Source organism: Streptomyces pilosus, assembly GCF_014649835.1.
GTDB classification, from domain to species: domain Bacteria; phylum Actinomycetota; class Actinomycetes; order Streptomycetales; family Streptomycetaceae; genus Streptomyces; species Streptomyces pilosus.
Window position 1 is genome coordinate 1 of record NZ_BMTU01000006.1, and the last position, 24,529, is coordinate 24,529.

Here is a 24,529-nt window from a genome sequence, read left to right on the forward strand (position 1 = left end):
GCGACGAGATCGGCATGGGCGACAACATCTGGCTCGGCGACCGCGACGCGGTGCGCACCCCGATGCAGTGGACCCCGGACCGCAACGCCGGCTTCTCCTCCTCCGACCCGGGCCGCCTCTACCTGCCCACCATCATGGACCCGGTCTACGGCTACCAGGTGACGAACGTCGAGGCGTCCATGGCCTCCCCGTCCTCCCTGCTGCACTGGACCCGCCGGATGATCGAGATCCGCAAGCAGAACCCGGCCTTCGGCCTCGGCTCCTACACCGAGCTCCCCTCCTCCAACCCGGCGGTCCTCGCCTTCCTCCGCGAGTACGAGGACGACCTGGTCCTCTGCGTCAACAACTTCTCACGCTTCTCCCAGCCGACCGAACTCGACCTGCGCGAGTTCGCCGGACGCCACCCCGTCGAACTCTTCGGCGGGGTGCGCTTCCCGGCCGTCGGCGAACTGCCCTATCTGCTGACCCTCGGGGGCCACGGCTTCTACTGGTTCCGGCTCACGCGAGTCGCATCCCGCATCGGCCGCCGACTGTGAGCGTGTGCCGGCGTAAGGAGGCGTCACCATGACGAAGACCGCATTCCTGCGCCCGCGGAGCGCGCCCCCGGAGCCCATGGAGTCGCTCACCGGGCTGCTGCGCGAGTGGCTGCCGCTGCAACGCTGGTTCGCCGGCAAGGACCGGCCCGTCACCGACCTCGGTGTGCTGTCGATGACGGAGCTGTTCCCGGGATGTCTGCACGTCCTGGTGCACGCCGCGCACGGCGGCGTACCCGCTCCCGGGGGCACCACCCCGGCCGGTGACTGCTACCAGCTGCTCCTCGGCGTACGGGAGCACCCCTCGCCCCGGCTCGGCAGGGCGATCATCGGCAGGGTGACGGACGGCAGGCTCGCCGGCGCGACCGTCCACGACGCCCTCCACGACCCGCGCGCCGCACAGCTGCTCCTGGAGCGGCTGCGCCGGCCCGGCGCGGCCGGCCCGCTGCGGTTCGAGTGCGACGCCTCCCAGCAGGTGCCCGCCGGACTGGTGCCCCGGCTGATGACCGCCGAACAGTCCAACTCCTCGCTGGTGTACGGCGACGAGTACATCCTCAAGGTGTTCCGCCGTATCCAGCCCGGCGTCAACCCCGACCTGGAGGTACCGGGGGCACTGGCCCGCCAGGGCTGCCACCGGGTCCCCGCACCGGTGGCCTGGCTGCACACCACGTACCCCTTCACGGCGACGCTCGGAGTGCTCCAGCCATACCTGCGCGACGCCTCCGACGGCTGGACGCTGGCCCTGGACGCGCTCGCCGCCGGTGACGACTTCACCGCGCAGGCGCACGCGCTGGGCCGGGCCACGGCGGACGTCCACCTGGCGCTGTCGTCGGCGTTCCCGGTCGGCGCTCCCGGGGAGAACCGGCGGACGGCGGCGGCGATGACGGAGCGGCTGACCGACGCGGCGCACGCCGTGCCCGCGCTCCAGCCCTTCGTCCCCGGGCTGCGGGCCGCCTTCGCCGCGCTGGCCACCTGCGACGCCGGGCCGCCCGCCCAGCGCATCCACGGGGACCTGCACCTGGGGCAGGTGCTGCGGGCCGGACGCGAGTGGTTCGTCATCGACTTCGAGGGCGAGCCGTCCCGGCCGCTCTCCGAACGGCGCAGCGCCCACTCCCCCGTGCGGGACATCGCCGGGATGCTGCGCTCCTTCGACTACGCCGCCCGCCAGCGCCGCCCGTGGCGCCCGGAGTGGGCGCGCCGCTGCCGCGAGGCCTACTGCGCGGGCTACGCGGCCCGCGCCGGCTGGGACCCGCGCAAGAAGCACGGTCTGCTCCGCGCCTACGAGACCGACCGTGCCGTGTACGAGGTGCTGTACGAGGCCCGGCACCGACCCGACTGGCTGCCCGTACCCATGGCGGCGATCGAGCGCCTCGCCGTGAGAGGAGACTGAAGCCGTGGCCCTGCACGACACCCCGCTTCCCGAATCGGCCGGGCCCGCCCCGTCCGCGCCCGCGGCCCCGGGGGCCGCACCGGCCCTCGATCCCACCGACCGGGGGCGCCTGCTGGCGGGCGCCCACCACGACCCGCACGCGCTCCTCGGCGCGCACCCGGTGCCCGGAGGCATCGCCATCCGGGCCCTGCGCCCCTTCGCCCGCGAGGTGGCGGTGATCGTCGACGGCGGGCGCACCCCGCTGGTCTCGGAGGGCGACGGCCTGTTCTCCGTCGTCCTGCCGCTGGACGAGATCCCCGCGTACACCCTGGCGGTGGCCTACGAGGACGACGAGCCGGCCGGGACGCACGACCCGTACCGGTTCCTGCCGTCGCTCGGCGAGCTCGACCTGCACCTGATCGGCGAGGGCCGCCACGAGGAGCTGTGGACGGCGCTCGGCGCGCACCCGATGACCCACCAGGGCGTCACCGGCACCCGCTTCACGGTGTGGGCGCCCAACGCGCAGGGGGTGCGGGTCGCCGCGGACTTCACCCACTGGGACGGCACGGCGTTCCCGATGCGCTCCCTGGGCTCGTCCGGGGTGTGGGAGCTGTTCCTGCCGGGCGTCGGCGAGGGCACCCGCTACAAGTTCGAGATCCACTCGCGCCACGGACACCGGTTCCTCAAGGCCGACCCGATGGCGCGCCGTACCGAGGAGCCGCCGAACACGGCGTCCGTCGTGACGGCCTCGCACTACGAGTGGGGCGACGCCGAGTGGTTCGCGCGGCGCGCCGGGAAGCCCGTGCACGAGGCGCCGTTCTCGGTGTACGAGGTGCACCTGCCGTCGTGGCGGCCGGGCCTGACCTACCGCGAACTCGCCGAGGTGCTGCCCGCATACGTCACGGACCTGGGCTTCACCCACGTGGAGCTGATGCCGGTCGCCGAGCACCCCTTCGGCCCGTCCTGGGGCTACCAGGTCACCGGGTTCTACGCGCCCACCGCCCGCCTCGGCACCCCGGACGACTTCAGGTACCTGGTCGACGCCCTGCACCGGGCCGGCATCGGCGTGATCATGGACTGGGTGCCGGCGCACTTCCCGAAGGACGACTGGGCGCTGGCCCGGTTCGACGGGGAACCGCTGTACGAGCCCGGTGACTCCCGGCGCGCGGAACACCCCGACTGGGGGACCTACACCTTCGACTTCGCCCGCACCGAAGTGCGCAACTTCCTGGTCGCGAACGCCGTGTACTGGTGCCAGGAGTTCCACATCGACGGGCTGCGCGTCGACGCGGTCGCCTCCATGCTGTACCTCGACTACTCGCGCGAGGACGGCGGCTGGGAGCCGAACGCGTACGGCGGCCGGGAGGACCTGGCGGCCATGGCGTTCCTCCAGGAGATGAACGCCACCGTCTACCGCCGCTGCCCGGGTGTCGTGACCATCGCGGAGGAGTCCACGGCGTGGGGCGGGGTGACCCGGCCCACCGACACCGGCGGCCTGGGATTCGGGCTGAAGTGGAACATGGGCTGGATGCACGACTCGCTGGAGTACGTCTCCCACGAGCCGGTGCACCGCAAGTACCACCACCACGAGATGACGTTCGCGATGGTGTACGCCTACAGCGAGAACTACTGCCTGCCCATCTCGCACGACGAGGTGGTGCACGGCAAGCAGGCCCTGGTGTCGAAGATGCCGGGCGACTGGTGGCAGCGCCGTGCGACCGTGCGCGCCTACCTGGCCTTCATGTGGGCCCACCCCGGCAAGCAACTGCTCTTCATGGGGCAGGAGTTCGCCCAGGGCGCCGAGTGGTCGGAGAAGGAGGGGCCGGAGTGGTGGCTGCTCGACGAGGGCTACCACTCGGCCGGCGACCACCGCGGGGTGCAGGACCTGGTGCGCGATCTCAACACCCGCTACCGCGCGACCCCGGCGCTGTGGCAGCGCGACACCGACCCGTCCGGCTTCCGGTGGGTGGCGGTCGACGCCGCCGACGACAACGTCTTCGCGTTCCTCCGGTACGACGCCCAGGGCTCTCCGCTGCTCGCGGTGTCCAACTTCTCACCCGTGGTCCGGCACGACTACCCCCTCGACACCGGCGACGCCGTGATCGCCTGGCAGGAGGTGCTCAACACCGACGCGGCACGCTACGGCGGCGGGGGCGTCACCGACCCCGGCCCGGTCAAACCCGAGGACGGCCGCCTCCGGCTCACCCTGCCGCCGCTCGCGACGGTGTGGCTGGCACCCGTCCCCCTGTGAGCGCCGGCGACGACGCCAGGTGTCCCGCGGCTCCGGCGGGGCATTCGGCATCGTACGGCCGAGGGCATCTCGGCGTCGTCGCGGCAGGTCACAGAAGGGCGGAGACACGTGCGGACCGTGGGAGTGGAGGAGGAACTCCTCCTGGTCGATCCTGATACCGGCGAACCCCGGGCGATGTCCGCGGCGGTCCTCGCCCGGGCCGAGCGGGAGGGCTCGGGCAAGGACGTCTTCGAGAAGGAACTCCACGAGCAGATGCTGGAGTTCGCCACGCATCCGCAGTCCTCGATGGAGAGCCTGCACGCGGAGATCGTCCGCTGCCGCAAGGAGGCCGCCGGTCACGCCGGGGAGATCGGCTGCGCCGTCGCCGCGCTCGCCACGTCCCCGCTGCCGGTCAGCCCGTCCATCGGCATGAACCGGCGCTACCGGTGGATGGAGGAGCAGTACGGCATCGCCACCCGGGAACAGCTCGTCATGGGCTGCCACGTCCACGTCTCCGTCGACTCCGACGAGGAGGGCACCGGGGTGGTCGACCGGCTGCGGCCGTGGCTGCCGGTGCTGGCCGCGCTGAGCGCGAACTCGCCGTTCTGGCAGGGCAGTGACACCGGGTACCACAGCTACCGCAGCCGGGTGTGGCAGCGCTGGCCCTCCGCGGGTCCCACGGAGTTGTTCGGCTCGCCCGACCGCTACCACCGGCGGGTCGCCGACATGGTGGCGACCGGCGTGATCCTCGACGAGGGGATGGTGTACTTCGACGCCCGGCTCTCCCAGCGGTACCCGACCGTGGAGATACGGGTCTCCGACGTCTGTCTGCACGCGGAGACCGCCGGACTGATCGCCACCCTCGCCCGGGGTCTGGTGGAGACCGCGGCCCGGGAGTGGCGGGCCGGTACGGAACCGCTCGACCCCGGTGTCAGCCTGCTGCGGCTGTCCGCCTGGCAGGCGGCCCGCTCGGGGCTGGCGGGCGAGCTGCTCGACCCCCGCACCATGCGGCGCACGCCCGCCGAGACGGTCGTGCACACCCTCCTCGACCACGTCGCCGACGCCCTGGAGGCGCACGGCGACCTGGAGCGCGCCCGTGAGGGGTGCGCCCGGCTGCTGCGTGACGGCAACGGGGCCCAGGTGCAACGGGACCTGATGCGGCGCACGGACAGCCTGCGGGACGTCGTCACGGAGTGCGTGCGGCACACCCAGGCGTAGGGCGGGGCGGGTTCAGAGCATCAGGATCAGGGCGTAGACCAGGAAGAAGGCGGCGACCAGGACCACCACGGTCATGATCGCGGTGAGCGGTCCCTTGGCCCAGCCCTTGGTCGGATTGTGCGTCTCCCGGGGGCCCGCCTCCGGCATGCTGCTCTCCGCGGGCGGGGTCTCGCCGGGGGGCACGCCTCCTCCCGGTTCGAGGCCGGTGGTGCGTTCCGGTTCGGGATCGGGGTTCACGTAGCTCATGGGCTCCGGGTCCCCCGAAACCGGCCGGATCATCAGTGCGGACACACTTGTCGCGATCCCGGCACGGGGCCGGGCCGGCTGGACTACATTCAGGCACCGCCGATGACTGTCCTCACCGGCCGAGTCACACCCCGTACATGTCAGGAGCAGCGCATGCGCGACCTCGCTCTCGCTCCCCCGTCCGCCGCGCCCCTGACCGGCGGTCTCGCCGACAGCCTCTTCGCGAGGGCGGACGAGAGCCCGGACCTGCCCGTGCTCGCGCACCGCGCCGGACCGGACTCCGCCACGTGGCAGGAGATCACCGCGGCGGAGTTCCGGGACGAGGTCGTCCGTCTGGCCAAGGGCCTGATCGCGTCCGGCATCTCCCCCGGCGCGCGGGTGGCGATCATGGCCCGCACCCGCCACGAGTGGACCCTGCTGTGCCACGCGCTGTGGACGGTCGGCGCGGAGGTCGTGCCGATCTATCCGACCTCCTCGCGCGACCAGGTGGAGTGGATCCTCAGGGACACCGGCTGTGTCGCCGTCCTGGTGGAGGACGAGCAGAGCGTGATGACCGTCGGGTCGGTGTGCGCGGCCCTGCCCCGGCTGCGGCACGTGTGGCAGTTGGACGGGGGTGCGCTGGAGCAGCTGGCGGCGCGCGGCGAGTTCATCCCGCCGGCCACGGTGGACTCGATGCGGCGCATCGTGCTGCCGGACGCCACCGCCGTGATCGCCTACACCTCCGGCACCTCCGGCCGGGCCATGGGCTGCGCGCTGAGCCACCGCGGTCTGGCGTTCATCTGCGACACCCTGCTGGCGGGATGGGGCCACACCGCGGCGCCGGCCGGGGAGCAGGGGGCCGTCCTCGCCTTCCTGCCGTTCTCCCACGTGTACGGCCTGATGATCCAGAGCCTGTGCATCCGGGGCGGTCTGCTGATGGGGCACGAGCCCGACCTGGGCGGGGAGTCGCTCTCCTCGGCCCTGCGCACCTTCCGGCCCACCTACCTGTACGCCGTGCCCTCGCTGCTGGAGAAGATCTACAAGAACTTCCTGCGCACGGCGCAGCAGCAGGGCCGCGGTGCCCTGTTCGAGCGGGCCGCCGGCACGGCCCGGGACTTCGCCGCCGCGGTGGAGCGGCAGCGGCTGGGCCGGGGCGGCGGGCCGGGCTTCGACCTGCGGCTCCAGCACGCCCTGTACGAGCGCACCGTCTACCGGCGGCTGCGGGCGGCCCTGGGTGGCCGGGTGCTGCGGGCCACCTCCGGCGGCTCACCGCTCAACCGCGGTCTCTCCCTCTTCTACGAGGGGATCGGCGTCTACGTGCACGACGGCTACGGGCTCACCGAGACCAGTGGCGGGGTGACGATGCAGCCGCTGGGGCGGGAGAAGTCGGGCACGGTCGGGCAGGCGCTGCCGGGCACCGGGATCCGGGTGGCCGACGACGGGGAGATCCTGGTGCGCGGGCCGTCGGTGTTCCAGGGCTACGTCGGGGACCGGGCCGCCACCCGGGCCGTGCTGCGGGGCGGCTGGCTCGCCACGGGAGACCTGGGCCGGCTGGACACCGAGGGCTATCTGACGATCACCGGCCGCAAGAAGGACATCATCATCACGAGCAGCGGCAAGAGCGTGGCGCCCGCGGCCCTGGAGCACCGGCTGCGGACCCATCCGCTGGTCCACCAGGCCGTCGTCGTGGGCGACGACCGTCCGTGCGTGGGCGCCCTGATCACGCTGGACCCTGAGTTCCTCGGCGACTGGCGCGCCGCGCTGTCCCTGCCGGGTGACGCGCCGGCCCGGGAGGCGCGGGAGGAGAACGCGCTGCGCGAGGAGATCGCGCGGGCGGTCGCCGCCGCCAACAGCAGTGTGTCGCGCGCGGAGTCGATCCGTGTCTTCCGGGTGCTGCCCGAGCCGTTCGACGTGACCAACGGCCTGCTCACGCCGTCGATGAAGCTGCGCCGGGACGAGATCGTGCGGCGCTACGCGCTGGAGATCGACGCGATGTACCAGTCGCGCACGCGGCCGGGGCGCACGCCCGCGGCGGAGGAGTCCGCGGGCTGGGACGACTCCGACAACGTCTTCCGCTGAACGCCCGGGGCCGTCCCGGTCCGCGAGGGGTTTGTCACCGACGAGGCACGGGCATGCGGGCGCGTAGGCTCCCCGCTCGCGGGAACCCACCAGATCGGAGGACGCACGAGTCAGCGACGACCGCCCCGCTGCGCCGGGGCCTGGAAGGCGAGATGGCACCCGAGCCGCGTAGGGACAGGACACTGGCCGGCGAGGAGATCACGAGCCGCATCGCCAGCTTCCCGGGGGAGCTGCACGATGTGACGGACGCACGCATGGTCGCGGAGGAGTTCCTCTTCGACCTGGCCCGCGTGTCGGCGCCGTCGGCTCCGGAGCACTGGGACGACATACTCCTGGTGGTCACGGAGCTGGCCGCCAACGCGGTCCAGTACGCACCCGGTCCGTTCGAGCTGCGCCTGCGCAGGACGTTCGACGGGGTGCACGTGGTGATGCGGGACAGCAGCACCACCGAGCCGGCCCCGCGGCCCTTCCATCCGAACAGCGGCGGCGGCGGGATCGGCTGGCACCTGATCCACACGCTCTGCGACCAGGTGAGTGTGGTCCGCGACGACCACGGCAAGGACATCCACGTGTTCCTGCCGTGGTGAGCCGCCGCGGAGGGGGGTGCGTGCGGCCGTGGTTCAGCCGGCGGGCTCCTCACGGGCCGGCAGCCCGTGGTAGTAGTCGCCGACCGCGGTGAGGTACTCCGGGTCCATGGTCTCGCTGTCGGTCCGGAAGCGGGGCGCCTCCTTCACCTCGGCCCTGGTGCAGGACACGGTCACTCTCTGCTCCCCCGGCTCCACCGTGCTGACGACGCCGACCGGCACCAGGACGCTGCGTCCGAAGACCCACACGCCGGTGTCGACGACGAGGTGCCGCATCCCGTGGTGGTCGGCCTGTCGGTCGACATGGCCGATGGTGCCGTCGCTCGCGACGACGGTGTAGCCCGTCAGGTCCCGCTCCGCGACGGGACTCAGGTCCGGCGTGTAGGACCAGATGCTGTGGATGGGCACTGCTCGTTTCCTCCCCGGTGGACGTCCGCTGGGCGGAGGGAGCGTCCTGCGTTCGCCCGCGCCCTCCTTCACAGGGGCCAATACCCGGCGGGGAGCCGTGCATTCGAGCGTCGGGGAGCCGGTGGAGCGATGTCGGCGGCCCGTGCGCGGCGCGTCCGGCGAAATCCGTCCGTGTACCCGCCCGGACGCGAGGTATGCACATCGCCTCCAGGTTTCCTTCACGGTTATCCGGGGCGGCCCCACACTTTGTTCCGCACCCGCAACGTGGGTTAGCCTGCGGCGTATTTCTCAACGCGCAGATCCGTGAACTGCGGAAACGTGCACTGACTCAGCCGGAACGAGGGTGCGCATGACCAGCAAGAGCGCCGAGGGGACCGACGCGGCTCCGGGGGACGAGGAGCTGAGGCGGCTCCTCGCGGGGCTGACGGCCGTCCGGGACGGGGACTTCGGCACTCGCCTGCCGGACGACGCGGACGGCCTCATGGGCGACATCGCCAGTGTCTTCAACGGCATGGTGGACCAGTTGTCGGTGTTCACCTCGGAGGTGACGCGCGTCGCCCGCGAGGTCGGCACCGAGGGGGCACTGGGCGGGCAGGCACAGGTGCCGGGGGTCTCGGGCACCTGGGCCGACCTGACGGACTCGGTGAACGCGATGGCGGGCAACCTCACCGCGCAGGTCCGCTCCATCGCCCAGGTGACGACGGCGGTCGCCGAGGGCGACCTGTCGCAGAAGATCACCGTGGACGCCCGGGGCGAGATCCTCGAGCTGAAGAACACCATCAACACGATGGTCGACCAGCTCTCCGCCTTCGCCGACGAGGTCACCCGCGTCGCCCGCGAGGTCGGCACCGAGGGCCGCCTCGGCGGCCAGGCCGACGTGCAGGGGGTGAAGGGCACCTGGCGCGACCTCACCCACTCGGTGAACTTCATGGCGGGCAACCTCACCGGCCAGGTCCGCAACATCGCGCTGGTGGCGACGGCGGTCGCCAAGGGCGACCTGTCGCAGAAGATCACCGTGGACGCCCGGGGCGAGATCCTCGAGCTGAAGAACACCATCAACACGATGGTCGACCAGCTCTCCGCCTTCGCCGACGAGGTCACCCGCGTCGCCCGCGAGGTCGGCACCGAGGGCCGCCTCGGCGGCCAGGCCCAGGTGCGGGGCGTCTCCGGCACCTGGAAGGACCTCACCGACAACGTCAACGTGATGGCGTCCAACCTGACCGGTCAGGTCCGCTCCATCGCCCAGGTCGCCTCCGCGGTCGGCCGGGGCGACCTGTCGCAGCGCATCAGGGTCGAGGCGGCCGGTGAGGTCGGGGCGCTGGCCGACGTCATCAACACGATGGTGGACACGCTGTCCGCCTTCGCCGACGAGGTCACCCGTGTCGCCCGCGAGGTCGGCACCGAGGGCCGGCTCGGCGGCCAGGCACACGTGCCCCACGTCGCGGGCACCTGGAAGGACCTCACCGACAACGTCAACTCCATGGCCAACAACCTCACCGGCCAGGTGCGCAACATCGCGCTGGTGACGACCGCCGTGGCCCGCGGTGACCTGTCGAAGAAGATCGACGTCGACGCGCGCGGTGAGATCCTGGAGCTCAAGACGACCATCAACACGATGGTCGACCAGCTCTCCGCCTTCGCCCAGGAGGTCACCCGCGTCGCCCGCGAGGTCGGCACCGAGGGCCGCCTCGGCGGCCAGGCCGAGGTCGAGGGGGTCTCCGGCACCTGGAAGCGGCTCACCGAGAACGTCAACGAGCTGGCCGGGAACCTCACCCGGCAGGTCCGCGCGATCGCGCAGGTCACCAGCGCGGTGGCCGAGGGCGACCTGACGCGCTCGATCTCCGTGGAGGCGTCCGGCGAGGTCGCCGAGCTCAAGGACAACATCAACGCGATGGTGGAGTCCCTGCGCGAGACCACCCGCGCCAACCAGGAGCAGGACTGGCTCAAGACCAACCTCGCCCGGGTCTCCGGCCTGATGCAGGGGCACCGCGACCTGCCCGTGGTCGCGGAGCTGATCATGGACGAGCTGGTGCCGCTGGTGTCCGCCCAGTACGGCGCCTTCTACCTCGTGGAGGACGGCGCGGGAGGGGCACCCGAACTGCGGCTCGTCGGCTCCTACGGCTACCCCGACGACGAGGGCCGGTCCAGCCGCATCGCCTTCGGCCGCACCCTGGTCGGCCAGGCCGCCCGCAGCCGCCGCACCATCACGGTGGACGAGCTGCCGCCGGACTACCTCGCCATCTCCTCCGGTCTCGGCCAGGTGGTGCCGACCGCGCTGGTGCTGCTGCCCATCGTGGTCGAGGGCCAGGTCCTCGGCGTGATCGAGCTGGCGTCGGTCACCCCGTTCACCCAGATCCACCGGGACTTCCTGGCCCAGCTGATGGAGACCATCGGCGTCAACGTCAACACCATCGTGGCCAACGCCCGCACCGACGAGCTGCTCGTCGAGTCGCAGCGGCTCACCGCCGAACTCCAGGAACGCTCGGCGGAGTTGCAGAACCAGCAGGAGGAACTGCAGCACTCCAACGCGGAGCTGGAGGAGAAGGCGGCGCTGCTGGCGGCGCAGAACCGGGACATCGAGGCGAAGAACCTGCAGATCGAGCACGCCCGGCAGGAGCTCGAGGCGCGCGCCCAGCAGCTGTCGCTGGCCTCGAAGTACAAGTCGGAGTTCCTGGCCAACATGAGCCACGAACTGCGCACCCCGCTGAACAGCCTGCTGATCCTGGCCCAGCTGCTCGCCCAGAACCCCTCGCGCAACCTCAGCCCCAAGCAGGTCGAGTACGCGCAGATCATCCACTCGGCGGGCTCGGACCTGCTGCAGCTGATCAACGACATCCTCGACCTGTCCAAGGTCGAGGCGGGGAAGATGGACGTCAGCCCCGAGCGGGTGGAGCTGCGCCGGCTCGTGGAGTACGTCGAGGTCACCTTCCGGCCCATGACGATGCAGAAGAGCCTGGACTTCACGGTGACGACGGCTCCCGGCGCGCCGGCGGACCTGCTCACCGACGACTCCCGGCTCCGGCAGGTGCTGCGCAACCTGCTGTCCAACGCGGTGAAGTTCACCGAGCGGGGCAGCGTGGAGCTGCGCATCGAGCCCGCCCCGGACGACGAGGTGCCGGCCGGCGTGCTGCGCGGCGGCCCGGTGGTGGCCTTCCGGGTGCGCGACACCGGTGTCGGCATCCAGGAGCAGCACCTGGAGTCGATCTTCGGTGCCTTCCAGCAGGCGGACGGCACCACGAGCCGCAAGTACGGGGGCACGGGGCTCGGACTGTCCATCACCCGGGAGATCGCGCACCTGCTCGGCGGCGCGGTCACGGTGGACAGCGTCTCGGGACAGGGCAGCACGTTCACGCTGTTCCTGCCGGTGGCCCGGCCGGACTTCGAGGACCTGCTGCGGCCGGCCCAGGTCACGGACCAGCACCCGGCCGAGGCGCTGCCGGAGGCCTCGCCCCGGCCCCTCCCCGCGGTCGAGCCGGGCAGCGGGTCCGGGCAGCGTCCGCGGCGGCTGCTCGTGGTGGAGGAGCGGCCACGCGGTCTGCTGACGCTGGTCGCGGAGAGCGTCGTGCAGGACGTCACGCAGGGCGACGGCACCTCCCGGCCGTCGGTGGACATCATCACCGCCGTCGGTGCCCAGGAGGCGGCCGGCGCGCTGGCCGCCGATCCGTGCCACTGCGTGGTGCTGGAGCTCGGCATGGAGACGGAGGTCACCCGCTTCCTGGAGGCGCTGCGCGGCGATGCCGCTCTCGCCAGCGTGCCGGTGCTGGTGCACAGCGGTCACCGGGCGGACGCGGCGGCGGAGGAGGCCCTGCGCTCGCACGCCGAGGGCACGGCGCTGGAGTTCCTCTCCAGCCTGGACGAGCTGCGCGAGCGCATCGCCCTGCACCTGTCCGCCGAGGAGCCCGGGGACGTGCTGTCGCTGGTGCGCAGCGACGAGGTGCACCACCGTCCGGCCCCCCAGACGGTCGTGGACGGCTCCTTCTCGGGCCGCACGCTCCTCGTCGTCGACGACGACGCCCGCAACCTCTTCGCGCTCAGCGGGATCCTGGAGCTGCACGGCTTCCGGGTGCTGCACGCGGAGAACGGCCGCAAGGGCATCGAGGCTCTCGTGGACAACCCGGACGTGGCGCTCGTGCTGATGGACGTGATGATGCCCGAGCTGGACGGCTACGCCGCCACCGCGGAGATCCGCTCCATGCCGCAGTACGCCGAGCTGCCCATCATCGCCGTGACGGCCAAGGCGATGCCCGGGGACCGGGAGAAGAGCATCGCCTCGGGGGCCAGCGACTACGTCACCAAACCGGTCGACACCCAGGCCCTGATCGCCTGCGTCCGCCGCTGGCTGCCGGCATGAGCAACGCGACCGGGCGTCACGGCCGACGAGGAGTGTGCGCAGCATGAGCATCGAGGACCAGGCGAACGTGCCGCTGCCCGAGCATCCGCAGGTGGCGCTGCCGGCGGGGGTGTCCGCCGACTCGCCGGTGGGCAGGCTCGCGGCCACGGTGGACCGGCTCAGCCGTGAGGTGCGCACGGCGCAGGCCGAGGCCGAGGGCCGGGCGCTGATCGAGCTCGCCAAGGGCATCCTCGTCGAACGCCTGGGGTGCGGTCCCACGCAGGCCGCCCGCCAGCTCGCCGAGCTGACCGAGCAGGCCGGGACCACGCAGCTGGAGTTCGCGGTCGAGGTGATCAACCAGGCCGCCCGGGACCGGATGTCGGAGGTGACGAACGCCTTCCTGGCCGCCACCCGGGCCGCCGAGGAGGCGGCCGCCGAGACCGCCGCCGTGCGCCTGCGCGCCGCGGAGAGCGGGGCGCTCGCGGCGGACGACACGCAGGCCGTGGCCGAGTCCCTGCTCGAGCAGGCGCTGCGCCCGCTGGGCGCGGTGGCCGTGGCGATCTGGGCGGCCGGTGCCGACGGGTCGCTCACCCTCACGGGCAGCGCCGGCTTCTCCCCGGCCGAGGCGGCCCGCTGGCACTACGTACCGCCGGACGTGGCGACGGTCGCCCGGTGCGCCCTGACGGAGCGCGACGGCCTGTGGATCATGTCGACGGACGACCGGGGCCTGCCCAGTGTGGGCCGCCACCACTACCCGGACGGCGGCAGGGCCGCCGTGCCCGCCGGGACCGGGGGCCGGGTCTACGGCGTCCTGGAGATCGCCTGGCCGACGCCGATGCCCGAGCAGCCGCCGCAGATCGTCCGCCAGGTGGAGGCCCTGGCGGAGCTCTGCGCGCACACCCTGGAGACGTACACGCCGCCGGGCAACCCCTCGCACGAGTCCCGGGCGATGCCGGACGCGTCGGAACTGATGGACCTGGCCGACGGTCTGTACGACCCGGCGCTCGTCCTGGTGCCGCACCTGGACACCTCCGGGAACCTGCTGGACTTTCGCATCCAGCACGTCAACAGCCGTTTCCTGGACCCGGCGGGCAGGCCGCGCGCGATGATCAGCGGCTCGCTGCTGCTGGAGGCCTACCCGATGGCCGCCGGGGACAGCGAGCTGTTCCAGCGGATCGAACGGGTCTACGCGACGGGTGAGCCGTTCCGGGCCCGGCGCATGAACCTGACCGCCCTCGTCGACCAGGTGCCGCTGGCGGCGCTCGCGGACATCAGTGTCAGCCGGCACGGGGACGGGATCCTCTTCATCTGGCGCATCGAGGACGAGACGGCGCGCCTGGCGAGCCTGCTCCAGCACGCCCAGCGGCTGGGCCGGATCGGCGGTTTCGAGGAGAACCTGCTGACCGGGGAGATCACCTGGAACGGCCAGCTGTTCGACCTCTACGGGCGCCCCGAGACGAGCCCTCCGGTGCCGCTGGAGGAGCTGCCCGCGCACGCCCACCCGGACGACGCCGTCACCATCGGCCGTTTCCTGCGCACGCTGCTGCACCGGCGGCGGCCGGCCTCGGCGGCCTTCCGGCTGCAGCGGCCGGACGGGGTGACCCGGCACATCCGGGTGGTCGCCGAGCCGGTCCTGGACACCGACGGCAGGCTGCTCACCACCCGCGGCGCCTACCAGGACATCTCCGCCCAGCACTGGACGGAGGTGGCGCTGGCGGCCACCCGCGACCAGTTGGCGCACACCGAGCAGCACGCAAGTGAGCGCGACCGGCTGGCGCTGCAGCTGCAGCGCGCCATCATGCCGCCCACCCAGGCGCCGCTGCAGGTGCCGGACCTGGACGTGGCCGTGCGCTACCGGCCCGCGGAGGCCGAGCAGCTGGTGGGCGGCGACTGGTACGACGCCGTGGTGCTGCCTTCCCGGCTGGTGCTGCTGTGCGTGGGCGACGTCGCCGGTCACGGCATAGAGGCGGCGACCAGCATGGTCGTCCTGCGCAACGCCCTGCGCGGTCTCGCGGTCACCGGCGCGGGCCCCGGGCAGCTGCTGTCGTGGCTGAACATCGTGGCGCACCACCTGACGGGTGCGGTCACCGCCACCGCGGTCTGCGCCCTGTACGACCCGGACTCGCGCACGCTGCGCTGGGCCCGGGCGGGCCACCTGCCGCCGGTGCTGGTGCGGGGTTCCGACGCGGCCCCGCTGCCGCTGGTACGCGGACTGCTGCTCGGTGCCGTACCGGAGGCGTCGTACGAGGAGGCGGAGGTGCAGCTGGCCCCCGAGGACAATCTGCTGATGTACACGGACGGACTGATCGAGCGCCGGGACCGTACGGTGGAGGAGTCCCTGACCCACCTGCTGTCCACCGCCGCCGACGCCCCGGGCACGCTCGACCAGCGGCTCGACCGTCTGCTCACGTACAGCAGGTCGGACACGGACGACGACACCTGCATCGTCGGCATCCGCGTGGGATGACCGCGCCGTCCCGCCGCCGGGGGCCCGTCCCCCCGGCGGGGGACCCGATGCATGAGCCGGCGATTCGGGGGTACGCGCGGCTGCGCGACATAGAGCTTGATCACCTTGTTGGAGGTACTCGTGCACATCGCCCAGGACCCACTGTCCGTCGAGGTGACCCTGCCACGTGAGGACGTGGCCCTGCTGACCGTGGAGGGGTATCTGGACGTCGACACGGCGACCGAGTTCCAGCACCACCTGGCGAACCAGCTCCATCACGGCCGCCGGCACTTCCTGCTGGACCTGACGGCGGTGCCCTTCATGGACTCCTCCGGCATGAACATCATCCTGCGCGTGTACCAGGAGGCCCGTGACCTGCCCGGAAGCGTCCACATCATCTCCCCCGCGCCGGCCGTGCGCCGCATTCTGGACCTGACGGGGGTGAGCATCACCGTCCCGGTCTCGGAGAGTGTCGAGGAGGCCCTGGAGCGGGTCGACGGGCTGGCGAAGGCGCCGGAGGCCGAGCCGGAGTCCTGAGGACCCATCCGACACCGCCGTGCCGGGGCGCGTTCCCGGCGCGGGCGACGACGACCAGGAGAAGAAGCAGGTGCCGCAGCACGAAACGGGCGGAGCACCCGGAGCGCCGGCGCACGAGGTCAGGGACTTCCTGCGCCGCCGGAGCGAGCAGATCGCCCAGCGGTGGGCGGACGAGCCCCTGTTCCGCACGGTGTTCACGGTCTCGCGCGAGGAGGCGGTGGAAGCGGGCAGGGCGGTGGTCGACGCGCTGGCCCGGGTCGCCGACTCGCGGCGGGTCGAGGACCCGGACGCGGCGGGCTTCTCCGCGGTGCGCGAGCAGCTGGCACGGATGGGCGCGGCCCGCTCCCGCGCGGGGCTGTCCGCCGCCCAGGTGTCGTCCGAGCTGGCCGCGCTGCTGCCTCCGGTGGACCGCCTCCTGGTCGCGGATCTGGAGCGGGAGCGGCCCGAGCGGCTGCGGGAGTGCTCCACGGCGCTCACCGTCCTGATGGGCACGCTGCGCCTGGTGGCCATGCAGACCGCGCTGAGCGAGATACAGGCGCTCACCGACCGGCAGCGGCTCCAGCTGCTGGAGGTGGCGACACCGGTGATCAAGCTCTGGGACGGCATCGTCGCGGTCCCGCTCATCGGCACGCTGGACAGCGCCCGCAGCCAGGTGGTGATGGAGACCCTGCTGAACGCGGTGGTGGACCAGCACGCCCGGTTCGCGATCCTCGACATCACCGGTGTGCCGACGGTGGACTCGCTGGTGGCGCAGCACCTGATGCAGACGGTCGACGCGGTCCGGCTGCTGGGCGCGGAGTGCGTGGTGTCCGGGATCCGTCCGGCGATCGCGCAGACCATCGTGCACCTCGGTCTCGACCTCGGCACGGTGAAGACCCGGGCCGGCCTCGCCGACGCACTCGGCCACTGCCTGGACGAGCTGGGGGCGAACATCGTGGCCGCGGCACCCGGCGGAGCGGACCGGCGGTGAGCGAGGCGTTCTCCCGCCCGGCCGCGGGACAGGTGCCGGTGCTCAGGCTCGGGAACGTGCTGCCGGTCACCCTGCCGGGGGATCTCCACGACGGCATGGCGCACCGGCTCCGGCAGGACCTCTCCGAGGCCGTCGTGCGCGGCGGGGTGACGGGGGTGGTCATCGACATCTCCGGCGTGGAGATCGTCGACTCCTTCCTCGGCAGGGTGCTGGCGGAGCTCGCCGCCCAGGCCGGGCTGCCGGCCGCGCGGACCGTCGTGGCCGGGATGCGGCCCGCGGTCGCCATCACCCTGGTGGAGCTGGGTCTGACGCTGCCGGGGCTGCGGACCGCGCCGACCACCGAGGCGGCGCTGGAGCTCCTCGGGCGCACCGCCGCGCCGCCGCGGGCCGGCCGCGGCCGCGAGGGGAGTCCGTGATGGACACCGCCGCGGGTGTCGAGGCCCGCCTGCCCATCCGGTCGGACATGGATCTGGTGTGGGTGCGCCAGCACGTGCGGCACGCCGCCGCCAAGCTGGGCTTCTCCCTGGTGGATCAGACGAAGCTGGTGACCGCCGCCAGTGAACTGGCGCGCAACACCCTGGTGCACGGCGGAGGCGGGCAGATGGAGACGGCTCAGGTCACCACGGGCGGGAACGGCGGGCTGCGGCTCACCTTCAGCGACAGCGGCCCCGGCATCCCCGATCTCGACCGGGCGCTCAGCGACGGCTACACCTCCGGCGGCGGGCTCGGGATGGGACTGGGCGGCGCCCGCCGCCTGGTGCACGACTTCACGGTCGAGACCGTCCCCGGGTCCGGCACCTCGGTGCGGGTGACCTCGTGGGTGTCCCGGCCGCCGCGGCTGCGGGAGGACGTCTGATGCCCCGCGTCTGGGAAGTACCGGTCCAGGACCCGACCCGGGTGCGTGACGTCCGGGTCGCGGCGGAGGAGGCCGCGGCCCTGGCCGGGCTGGACGAGCAGCGCACCGCCTCGGTGTCGCTGGTGGCCACCGAGCTCGCCACCAATCTGCTCAAGCACGCGCAGGCCGGCGAGGTGCTCGTCGACGTCGTGGACCCGCCCGTGCCGGTCGAGGGCCGGCCGCGGCGGGCCGTGCAGATCACCGCGCTCGACCACGGGCCGGGCATCGCCGATGTGGCCGAGGCCATGCGCGACGGGTTTTCCTCGGCCCACTCGCTCGGGGCGGGCCTCGGCACCTGCCGGCGCCTCGCCGACGACTTCGGCCTGCACAGCGTGCCCGGGCGGGGCACCGTGGCGGTCGCGCGCTTCCTGTCCCCCGGCAGCGGCCCGGACCACGGCGAGGACGCCCCGGGCGGCCCCGAGGTGCACGCCGGCGGTGTGAACGTCCCCTTCGGCGGCGCCGACTTCTCGGGCGACGCCTGGGCCTGGGTCAGGTCCGGCGACCGTACGACGCTGATGATGGCCGACGGGCTGGGACACGGCAGCGAGGCGGCCCGCGCGTCGACCGCCGCCGTCGAGGAGCTGCGCCACTGGGCCCGGCTGTCACCGGCCGAGGTGCTGCGCAAGCTGCACCCGGCGCTGGCCGGGACGCGCGGCGCGGCGGTGGCCGTGGCCCAGGTCGACACCCGGGCGGGGCGGCTGCGCTTCGCCGGGATCGGTAACGTCTCGGCCCGGCTGCGGGAGGGCGTCCGCTGGCGTTCCCTGCTGTCCAGGCCGGGCATCGTGGGGGTGCACCGGCCGCACACCGTGCGCGAGGACGAGGTCCCGTGGACCGCCGGGAGCCTGCTGATCCTGCACACGGACGGGCTGCCCAGCCGCTGGACGCCGCCCCCGGACACCGGGGAGCCGCCGGCCGACCCGGCGGTGACGGCCGCCGTGGCCGTCCGGGACGCCGGCAGTTCCGCGCGCCCGGTACGGGACGACACCACCGTGGCCGTGCTGGCCCCCGTCCCGGCGGGGCGCCCATGACGCGCGACTGGCGGATCAGCACGGTCACGGACGTGGCGCGCGCCCGTATCGCCGTGGCGCGGCTGGCCGAGGCGCACGGGGTCCCCACGGTGGAACGGGTCCGGCTGGCGACGGCGCTCAGCGGCCACCTGCGGCAGTGCCTGACCAAGGGCGGCACCTGGGTGGTCAGCCTGGAGGGTCCGGAGTCCTCCTCGGGGGCGCCGGCCCTGCACGCCGTGGTGACGCCCTCCCCCGACGCTCCCGTCGCCGGCCGCGCCCCGTGGACGGTGACGGTGCCGTGCACCGAGCCGGGGCACGCCGTCGGCGCCGACGCGGTGGCGGCGGACCCGGCGAGCCTGTCGGAGGCGCTGCTGGGCGCCGACGAGGATGCCGCCCTGGTGCTGGACAAGCTCGCCGAGCAGGAGGAACTCGTCGCCTTCCACCGGGAGGAGCTGCACCAGACCAACCAGGGCGTCGTGGCCCTGCACGCCGAGCTGGACGCGGCGGGACGGGCGCAGCAGGAGGCGTTCGCCGCCGAGCGGCGGGCGCGCGAGGAGGCGGAGAAGGCCCGGCGCAGACTGACGTTCCTGGCGGACGCGAGCGCCGTGCTGACCGCCTCCCTGAACCACGACGAGATCGTGCGCCGGCTGCCGGAGCTGCTGGTCCCCCGGTACGCCGGCGGGGTCGACGTGTGGCTGTTCGACGACGAGGACGACCCGCGGGTGCCGTCCGACCGTCCGAACGTGGCGGTCCGCGCGGCCCGTACCGGACGCCCCCAGTACGCCGCCGACCATCCCGGTGGCATGCCCGGAGTGGACGACCGGCCGCCGTCGGCCCTGGACTCCGGGCGGCCCCTGCTGTGCGTACCGCTGTCGGCGCGCCGTACACCGCTGGGTGTGCTGACGCTGTCGTCGCCCGGGGAACGCTGGGACCCGGACGACGCCGTGATGCTGATCGAGCTGGCCCGGCGGACCGGCATCGCCCTGGACAACGCCCGCCGCTTCGAGCACAACCGGGACATCGCCGAGACGCTGCAGCGCGCCCTGCTCACGGAGCTGCCGACGACGCCGGGCCTGAGCCTGGCGGCGCGCTACCTGCCGGCCACGTACGGGCTGAACATCGGCGGCGACTGGTACGACGCGTTCCGCCAGCGGGACGGCAGTCTGATCACCGTGATAGGGGACGTCACCGGGCACGGACTGCACGCCGCGGTGATGATGAGCCAGCTGCGCACCGCGCTGCGCGCCTACGCCGTCGACGGCGGGGGGCCCGGCCGGCTGCTGACCCGGCTGCACGGCTATCTGCGCCATCTCCAGCCGGACCTGTTCGCCACCGCGGTCATCGCGCGCTTCCACCCGGACGAGCACACGCTGACCTGGGCCGCGGCGGGTCATCCGCCGCCGGTGCTCCGGCTGCCCGACGGCCGGGTGCGGGTGCTGGACGCCAAGCCGGGCGCGATGCTCGGCATCCCCCTCCAGCAGGACATCGCCGACCACACCGAACACCTGGAGCCCGGTTCGACGCTGGCGCTCTACACCGACGGGCTGGTCGAGCGGCGGGCCGCGGGCATCGACCCGGGCATCGAGCGCCTCGCCACGGCCCTCGGCGCGTACGGCTCCGCGGATCTGGACGCGGACCTGGAGGAGTCGGCGGACCGGATCCTGCATCCGCTGCTGAGCGACTCCGAGCGGGACGACGACGTGTGTCTGCTGCTGTGCCACCTGCACCGCTGACGCCGGTGACGGGTGTGTCCGCCGTGCCCTCCCGGTGCGCCGTCGCGCGGGTGCGGGCATCGTGGTGCTGAAGAGGGGCACGCGTCAGGCATCGGCGTCCGAGGCAGGCGCCCGAAGCCGCAGGAAGGGATGGACACCGTGACACGACCCAGGATCCTCGTGGTGGGCGCGGGTTTCGCCGGCGTGGAGTGCGTGCGACGGCTGGAGCGCAGGCTCGCCCCGGACGAGGCCGAGCTCACCCTGGTGACGCCGTTCTCCTACCAGCTGTATCTGCCCCTCCTCCCCCAGGTGGCGTCGGGTGTGCTGACCCCGCAGTCGGTCGCGCTCTCCCTGCGCCGCAGCGAGCGGTACCGCACCCGGATCATCCCGGGCGGAGCCATCGGCGTGGACCTGCGGTCCAAGGTCTGTGTCGTGCGCATCGTCAACGGCGAGATCGTCAACGAGCCGTACGACTACATCGTGCTGGCCCCCGGCAGCGTCACCCGCACCTTCGACATCCCGGGGCTGACGGACCACGCCTTCGGCATGAAGTCGCTGGCGGAGGCCGCCTACCTCCGGGACCACGTCATCACCCAGCTCGACCTGGCCGACGCGTGCCACGATCCGGCGGAGCGGGCCTCGCGGCTGCAGTTCGTGGTGGTCGGCGGCGGCTACGCGGGCACCGAGACCGCGGCCTGTCTCCAGCGGCTGACGCACGCGGCCGTCAAGCGCTACCCCCGGCTGGACCCGGGCCTGATCAAGTGGCACCTGATCGACATCGCGCCGAAGCTCATGCCGGAACTCGGCGAGAAGCTCGGCCGCAGCGCGCACGAGATCCTGACCCGGCGCGGGATCGAGATCTCGCTGGGCGTCTCCATCGAGAAGGCGGGCGCCGAGGAGGTGACCTTCACCGACGGCCGGGTGGTGCCCACCCGCACCCTGATCTGGACCGCGGGGGTGGTCGCCAGCCCCCTCATCGCCACGCTCGGCGCGGAGACCGTACGGGGGCGGCTCGCCGTCAACGCGGACATGTGCCTGCCGGGCCACGACGGCGTCTTCGCGCTCGGCGACTCCGCGGCGGTGCCCGACGTGGCCAAGGGCGACGGCGCGGTGTGCCCGCCCACGGCGCAGCACGCGCTGCGGCAGGGCAGGCACGTGGCCGAGAACGTGATCGCGACGCTGCGGGGCCGGCCGACGCGGCCGTACGTCCACCGGGACCTCGGGCTCGTGGTGGACCTCGGCGGCACGGACGCGGTGTCCAAGCCGTTGGGTTTCGAGCTGCACGGTCTGCCCGCGCAGGCGGTGGCCCGCGGTTACCACTGGTCGGCGCTGCGCACCGGCGTCGCCAAGACCCGGGTGATGACCAACTGGCTGCTGAACGCCGTCGCCGGCGACGACTTCGTCCGCACCGGCTTCCAGACGCACCGGCCGGGCAATCTGCGGGACTTCGAGTACCTCGACGCCTATCTGACGCCGGAGCAGGTGCGGGCGCACGTCGAGGAAGCGGGCCGGGCGGCTCGGTGATCCGCGGGGCAGGGGGCGGCTCGCTCCGTGCGCTGCCGGGGTCCCGGCCGGTGACGACGGGGGAGGGTGCGGCGGAGTGAACGCGGCGGGACGGCCGGGGCGGACACGGTGGACACGGCTGCGTGACCACCTGGCGGCGTCCGACCCCGGTCTGCTGCGGCTGACGGCCGGACTGCGGACGGTGGGGGCCGTGGCACTGGCGCTGGCCGTGCTCGCCTCGCTGGGGTTCGGGGTCTCCCGTCTGGTGACGGGGGCCATGACGGCGATGGTCGCCACCTTCGCCATCCGGGAGCGCCGGCGCGGCGCCCAGGCGGTCACCCTGGCCTGCGGGCTGCCGGTCGCGCTGGTGTCCGTGTCCCTGGGCGCGGTGCTCAGCGAGCGGCCGGTCGTCGGGGACGCCTTCTTCGTCGTGCTGATCTTCTGCGCGGTGTACGGCCGCAGATTCGGTGATCGCGGCACCTCGCTCGGGCTGATCGGCTTCCAGGTGTACTTCGTGTCGCTGTTCGTCGGTGCCTCCACCGGCGAGCTGCCGGGACTGTGGGCCGCCATGACCGTCGCGTTCGCCTGCAGTGCGCTGGTGCGGTTCGCCTTGGTCCCGGTCACCCCGGCCGGGCTGCTGGTGCGGCTGCGCCAGGCGTTCCGGGCCCGGCTGGGCCGGCTCGTCTCCGCCCACCTGGCGCTGCTCGACGCCGCGCCGGAGGAGATGGACAAGGCTCTGGAGGAGGTGCGGGAGGGGACGGCCCGGCTGCACGAGACCGCCCTGATGATCCAGACCCGGCTGGAGGAGGGCACGCCCGACGAGTCGGCGGCACGGCTGGTGCAGCGCCGCATCGCGGACGCGGAGATCGCAGCCGAGCGGCTCGGTCTGCTGCTGCTGTCCGCCCGCAGCGCGGAACGGGCGGACACCCTCACGCTGCACCTGCCGGGCGCGCCCGCCCCGGAGGTGGGGCGGCTGCCCGGGCCGGACGAGGCCGTCGACCGGTTGCGGCGGGACCTGGAGGCGCTGCGCGCGCTGGTGCTGTGGTCGGGTACCGCGGGGACGGGCGTGGCCCACGTCCGCAACCGGCTGCTCGCCTACCGGGACGAGGAGCACCTGCCGCGGGCCTCGCCGGCCGTGCAGGACGTGTTCCGGGCGGTCGGGGAGACCGCCCGCGCCGTCATGGGGCTGCGGATCGCCCTGGAGGGTCCGCAGGACGAGTCGGACGACAGTCCGGCGACGGCCAGGTCCCGGGAGGAGCTGGAGGCCGAGGACGCCGCCATCGACGCCGGTGAGGAGGCCGGGGAGGCCGACCGGCACACAGGGCTGCGACGGCCGACCACCCGGGCGGCCGTCCAGGTGGCCGTGGGCTCGACGCTCGCCATCGTCGGCGGCGAGCTGCTCTCCACCGACCGGTGGTACTGGGCCGTGCTGACCTGCTGGATCGTCTTCATCAACACGGCCTCGACGGGCGAGATCCTGGTCAAGGGCTACCGGCGGCTGCTGGGCACGGTGTTCGGCGTGGTCGCCGGCATCGCGCTGGCGGCCGTGGTGGGGCGGCACACCCTGGCGGCGTTCCTGCTGGTCCTGCTGCTGATCTTCCTGATGTTCTACACGGCGCCGCTGTCCTACACGCTGATGTCCTTCTTCGTCACGGCGATGCTCGGGCTGCTCTACACGCTGCTGCACACCTACAGCTGGGAGGTGCTGGTGCTGCGGCTGGAGGAGACGGCACTCGGCGCGGCCTGCGGGGTGGTCGCGGCGGCGCTGGTGCTGCCGGTGCGCACCGACCGGCGCACCGACGAACTGCTGGTGACCGTGCTGGAGCGGCTCGCCGAGGTGACCGACGCCGCGGTCGGACAGCTCAGCGGCGCTCCCGGCGGGGACCTGCTGGACCGGGCACGGGAGCTGGACCAGGCGCTGGGCGACCTGCGCTCCGCCACGCAGCCGCTCACCCACCCGGTGACGCCGCTGCGGGCCCGGCGCACCAACGCGCGGTACGTGGTGGCGCTCCTGGAGACCTGCGCGTACCACGCGCGTTCGCTGGCGGCGACGGCCGAGCTGCTGCCCACCCATCCCTCGATCGCGGCCGACCCCCGGCTGCGCGGGGCGGCGGGGCGCACGGTGGGCAACATCAGGACGATCGCGACCCGGGTCGCGGGTGAGGAGGCCCCCCGGGCCGTGGAGACGGGCCCGAGTATCGCCTCTCTCCTCGGCGACGCCGGCACGAGCCGCTACGGCCGCATCACCGGCCGGGTCCTGCGCCACCTGGAACGCCTCGACGAGGCCGTGGTGGGCCTGGCCCGCCCCCTGGACGTATCCGTCTCGGCCCCCGACCGCTGACCCCGACCGCTGCGCCCGCCGGCGCGCCACGCCCGTCGCCCCGACCTCCGCCCGGTCGAGCGGGCCGCCGCGTGCCGGGCGTCACCGGCCCCGATGCCTCGGCCCCGGTCCGGAGGCGGGCGCCGTGCCCCTGCCTCCCGCC

At 73.3% G+C, this 24,529-nt stretch carries 18 protein-coding genes; 16 read left to right on the forward strand and 2 right to left on the reverse strand.

What is annotated here, in order from left to right:
* The 4 genes from IE118_RS16510 to IE118_RS16525 all read left to right on the forward strand — a co-directional run.
* On the forward strand, window positions 1-536 hold a 536-nt coding region (locus IE118_RS16510), incomplete at its 5' end, for an alpha-glucosidase C-terminal domain-containing protein (RefSeq protein WP_229846837.1).
* A 28-nt stretch (window positions 537-564) separates the two neighbouring features.
* Entirely contained in the window at window positions 565-1,923 is a 1,359-nt protein-coding gene (locus tag IE118_RS16515; protein WP_189558670.1) for a maltokinase N-terminal cap-like domain-containing protein, read from the forward strand.
* A gap of 4 nt (window positions 1,924-1,927) precedes the next feature.
* Window positions 1,928-4,153 (forward strand): 1,4-alpha-glucan branching enzyme, encoded by a 2,226-nt coding sequence (gene glgB / locus IE118_RS16520; protein ID WP_189558671.1) that lies wholly within the window; start codon window positions 1,928-1,930, stop codon window positions 4,151-4,153.
* Between the two features lie 108 nt (window positions 4,154-4,261).
* Window positions 4,262-5,350 (forward strand): glutamate--cysteine ligase 2, encoded by a 1,089-nt coding sequence (locus IE118_RS16525; RefSeq protein WP_189558672.1) that lies wholly within the window; start codon window positions 4,262-4,264, stop codon window positions 5,348-5,350.
* 12 nt (window positions 5,351-5,362) lie between these two features.
* On the opposite strand, the gene IE118_RS16530 is transcribed toward IE118_RS16525, so the two are convergent.
* Window positions 5,363-5,596 carry a DUF6480 family protein gene (locus IE118_RS16530; protein WP_189558673.1) on the reverse strand — a complete coding sequence of 78 codons (234 nt, stop codon included), beginning with the start codon at window positions 5,594-5,596 and terminating at the stop codon, window positions 5,363-5,365.
* 153 nt (window positions 5,597-5,749) lie between these two features.
* Between IE118_RS16530 and IE118_RS16535 the strand changes: the two genes are divergently transcribed.
* The gene (locus tag IE118_RS16535) at window positions 5,750-7,654 is read left to right on the forward strand and encodes an AMP-dependent synthetase/ligase (protein WP_189558674.1); all 1,905 of its coding nucleotides are present in this window, start codon (window positions 5,750-5,752) and stop codon (window positions 7,652-7,654) included.
* A 152-nt stretch (window positions 7,655-7,806) separates the two neighbouring features.
* Window positions 7,807-8,241 (forward strand): ATP-binding protein, encoded by a 435-nt coding sequence (locus IE118_RS16540; protein WP_189558675.1) that lies wholly within the window; start codon window positions 7,807-7,809, stop codon window positions 8,239-8,241.
* A 33-nt stretch (window positions 8,242-8,274) separates the two neighbouring features.
* Here the strand turns inward: IE118_RS16540 and IE118_RS16545 are convergent, their stop codons facing one another.
* Window positions 8,275-8,646, reverse strand: coding sequence for a PRC-barrel domain-containing protein (locus tag IE118_RS16545; RefSeq protein ID WP_189558676.1), 372 nt, complete (start codon window positions 8,644-8,646; stop codon window positions 8,275-8,277).
* A gap of 349 nt (window positions 8,647-8,995) precedes the next feature.
* On the opposite strand from IE118_RS16545, the gene IE118_RS16550 reads away from it, so the two are divergent.
* The 10 genes from IE118_RS16550 (at window position 8,996) to IE118_RS16595 (ending at window position 24,387) form a co-directional block, all read left to right on the forward strand.
* Window positions 8,996-12,997: a HAMP domain-containing protein gene (locus tag IE118_RS16550; RefSeq protein ID WP_189558677.1), complete on the forward strand. Its 4,002-nt coding sequence runs from the start codon at window positions 8,996-8,998 to the stop codon at window positions 12,995-12,997.
* Window positions 12,998-13,040: 43 nt separating this feature from the next.
* Window positions 13,041-15,443 carry a SpoIIE family protein phosphatase gene (locus IE118_RS16555; protein ID WP_189558678.1) on the forward strand — a complete coding sequence of 801 codons (2,403 nt, stop codon included), beginning with the start codon at window positions 13,041-13,043 and terminating at the stop codon, window positions 15,441-15,443.
* 120 nt (window positions 15,444-15,563) lie between these two features.
* Entirely contained in the window at window positions 15,564-15,959 is a 396-nt protein-coding gene (locus IE118_RS16560) for an STAS domain-containing protein (RefSeq protein ID WP_189559105.1), read from the forward strand.
* Window positions 15,960-16,029: 70 nt separating this feature from the next.
* Entirely contained in the window at window positions 16,030-16,929 is a 900-nt protein-coding gene (locus IE118_RS16565) for an STAS domain-containing protein (protein ID WP_189559106.1), read from the forward strand.
* A complete protein-coding gene (locus IE118_RS16570) occupies window positions 16,926-17,345 on the forward strand; it encodes an STAS domain-containing protein (RefSeq protein ID WP_189558679.1) in 420 nt (139 codons plus the stop codon). Before IE118_RS16565 ends, IE118_RS16570 begins: the two co-directional genes overlap by 4 nt.
* On the forward strand, window positions 17,345-17,785 hold the full coding sequence (locus IE118_RS16575; protein WP_189558680.1) for an anti-sigma regulatory factor: 441 nt from the start codon (window positions 17,345-17,347) through the stop codon (window positions 17,783-17,785). Before IE118_RS16570 ends, IE118_RS16575 begins: the two co-directional genes overlap by 1 nt.
* Window positions 17,785-18,852, forward strand: a complete 1,068-nt coding sequence (locus IE118_RS16580) for an ATP-binding SpoIIE family protein phosphatase (RefSeq protein WP_189558681.1) — start codon at window positions 17,785-17,787, stop codon at window positions 18,850-18,852. The genes IE118_RS16575 and IE118_RS16580 overlap by 1 nt, the downstream gene beginning before the upstream one ends.
* Window positions 18,849-20,564: a PP2C family protein-serine/threonine phosphatase gene (locus IE118_RS16585; RefSeq protein ID WP_189558682.1), complete on the forward strand. Its 1,716-nt coding sequence runs from the start codon at window positions 18,849-18,851 to the stop codon at window positions 20,562-20,564. The genes IE118_RS16580 and IE118_RS16585 overlap by 4 nt, the downstream gene beginning before the upstream one ends.
* A gap of 129 nt (window positions 20,565-20,693) precedes the next feature.
* Window positions 20,694-22,067, forward strand: a complete 1,374-nt coding sequence (locus IE118_RS16590; protein WP_189558683.1) for an NAD(P)/FAD-dependent oxidoreductase — start codon at window positions 20,694-20,696, stop codon at window positions 22,065-22,067.
* Window positions 22,068-22,143: 76 nt separating this feature from the next.
* The gene (locus IE118_RS16595; RefSeq protein ID WP_189558684.1) at window positions 22,144-24,387 is read left to right on the forward strand and encodes an FUSC family protein; all 2,244 of its coding nucleotides are present in this window, start codon (window positions 22,144-22,146) and stop codon (window positions 24,385-24,387) included.
* The last annotated feature ends 142 nt before the right edge of the window (window positions 24,388-24,529 follow it).

Coding starts and splice junctions, on each gene's coding strand:
- IE118_RS16590 (WP_189558683.1), top strand. CDS start 20,694: ATGGACACCGTGACACGACCCAGGATCCTCGTGGTGGGCGCGGGTTTC.
- IE118_RS16540 (WP_189558675.1), top strand. CDS start 7,807: ATGGCACCCGAGCCGCGTAGGGACAGGACACTGGCCGGCGAGGAGATC.
- IE118_RS16530 (WP_189558673.1), bottom strand. CDS start 5,596: ATGAGCTACGTGAACCCCGATCCCGAACCGGAACGCACCACCGGCCTC.
- IE118_RS16550 (WP_189558677.1), top strand. CDS start 8,996: ATGACCAGCAAGAGCGCCGAGGGGACCGACGCGGCTCCGGGGGACGAG.
- IE118_RS16575 (WP_189558680.1), top strand. CDS start 17,345: ATGGACACCGCCGCGGGTGTCGAGGCCCGCCTGCCCATCCGGTCGGAC.
- IE118_RS16555 (WP_189558678.1), top strand. CDS start 13,041: ATGAGCATCGAGGACCAGGCGAACGTGCCGCTGCCCGAGCATCCGCAG.
- IE118_RS16580 (WP_189558681.1), top strand. CDS start 17,785: ATGCCCCGCGTCTGGGAAGTACCGGTCCAGGACCCGACCCGGGTGCGT.
- IE118_RS16535 (WP_189558674.1), top strand. CDS start 5,750: ATGCGCGACCTCGCTCTCGCTCCCCCGTCCGCCGCGCCCCTGACCGGC.
- IE118_RS16585 (WP_189558682.1), top strand. CDS start 18,849: ATGACGCGCGACTGGCGGATCAGCACGGTCACGGACGTGGCGCGCGCC.
- IE118_RS16515 (WP_189558670.1), top strand. CDS start 565: ATGACGAAGACCGCATTCCTGCGCCCGCGGAGCGCGCCCCCGGAGCCC.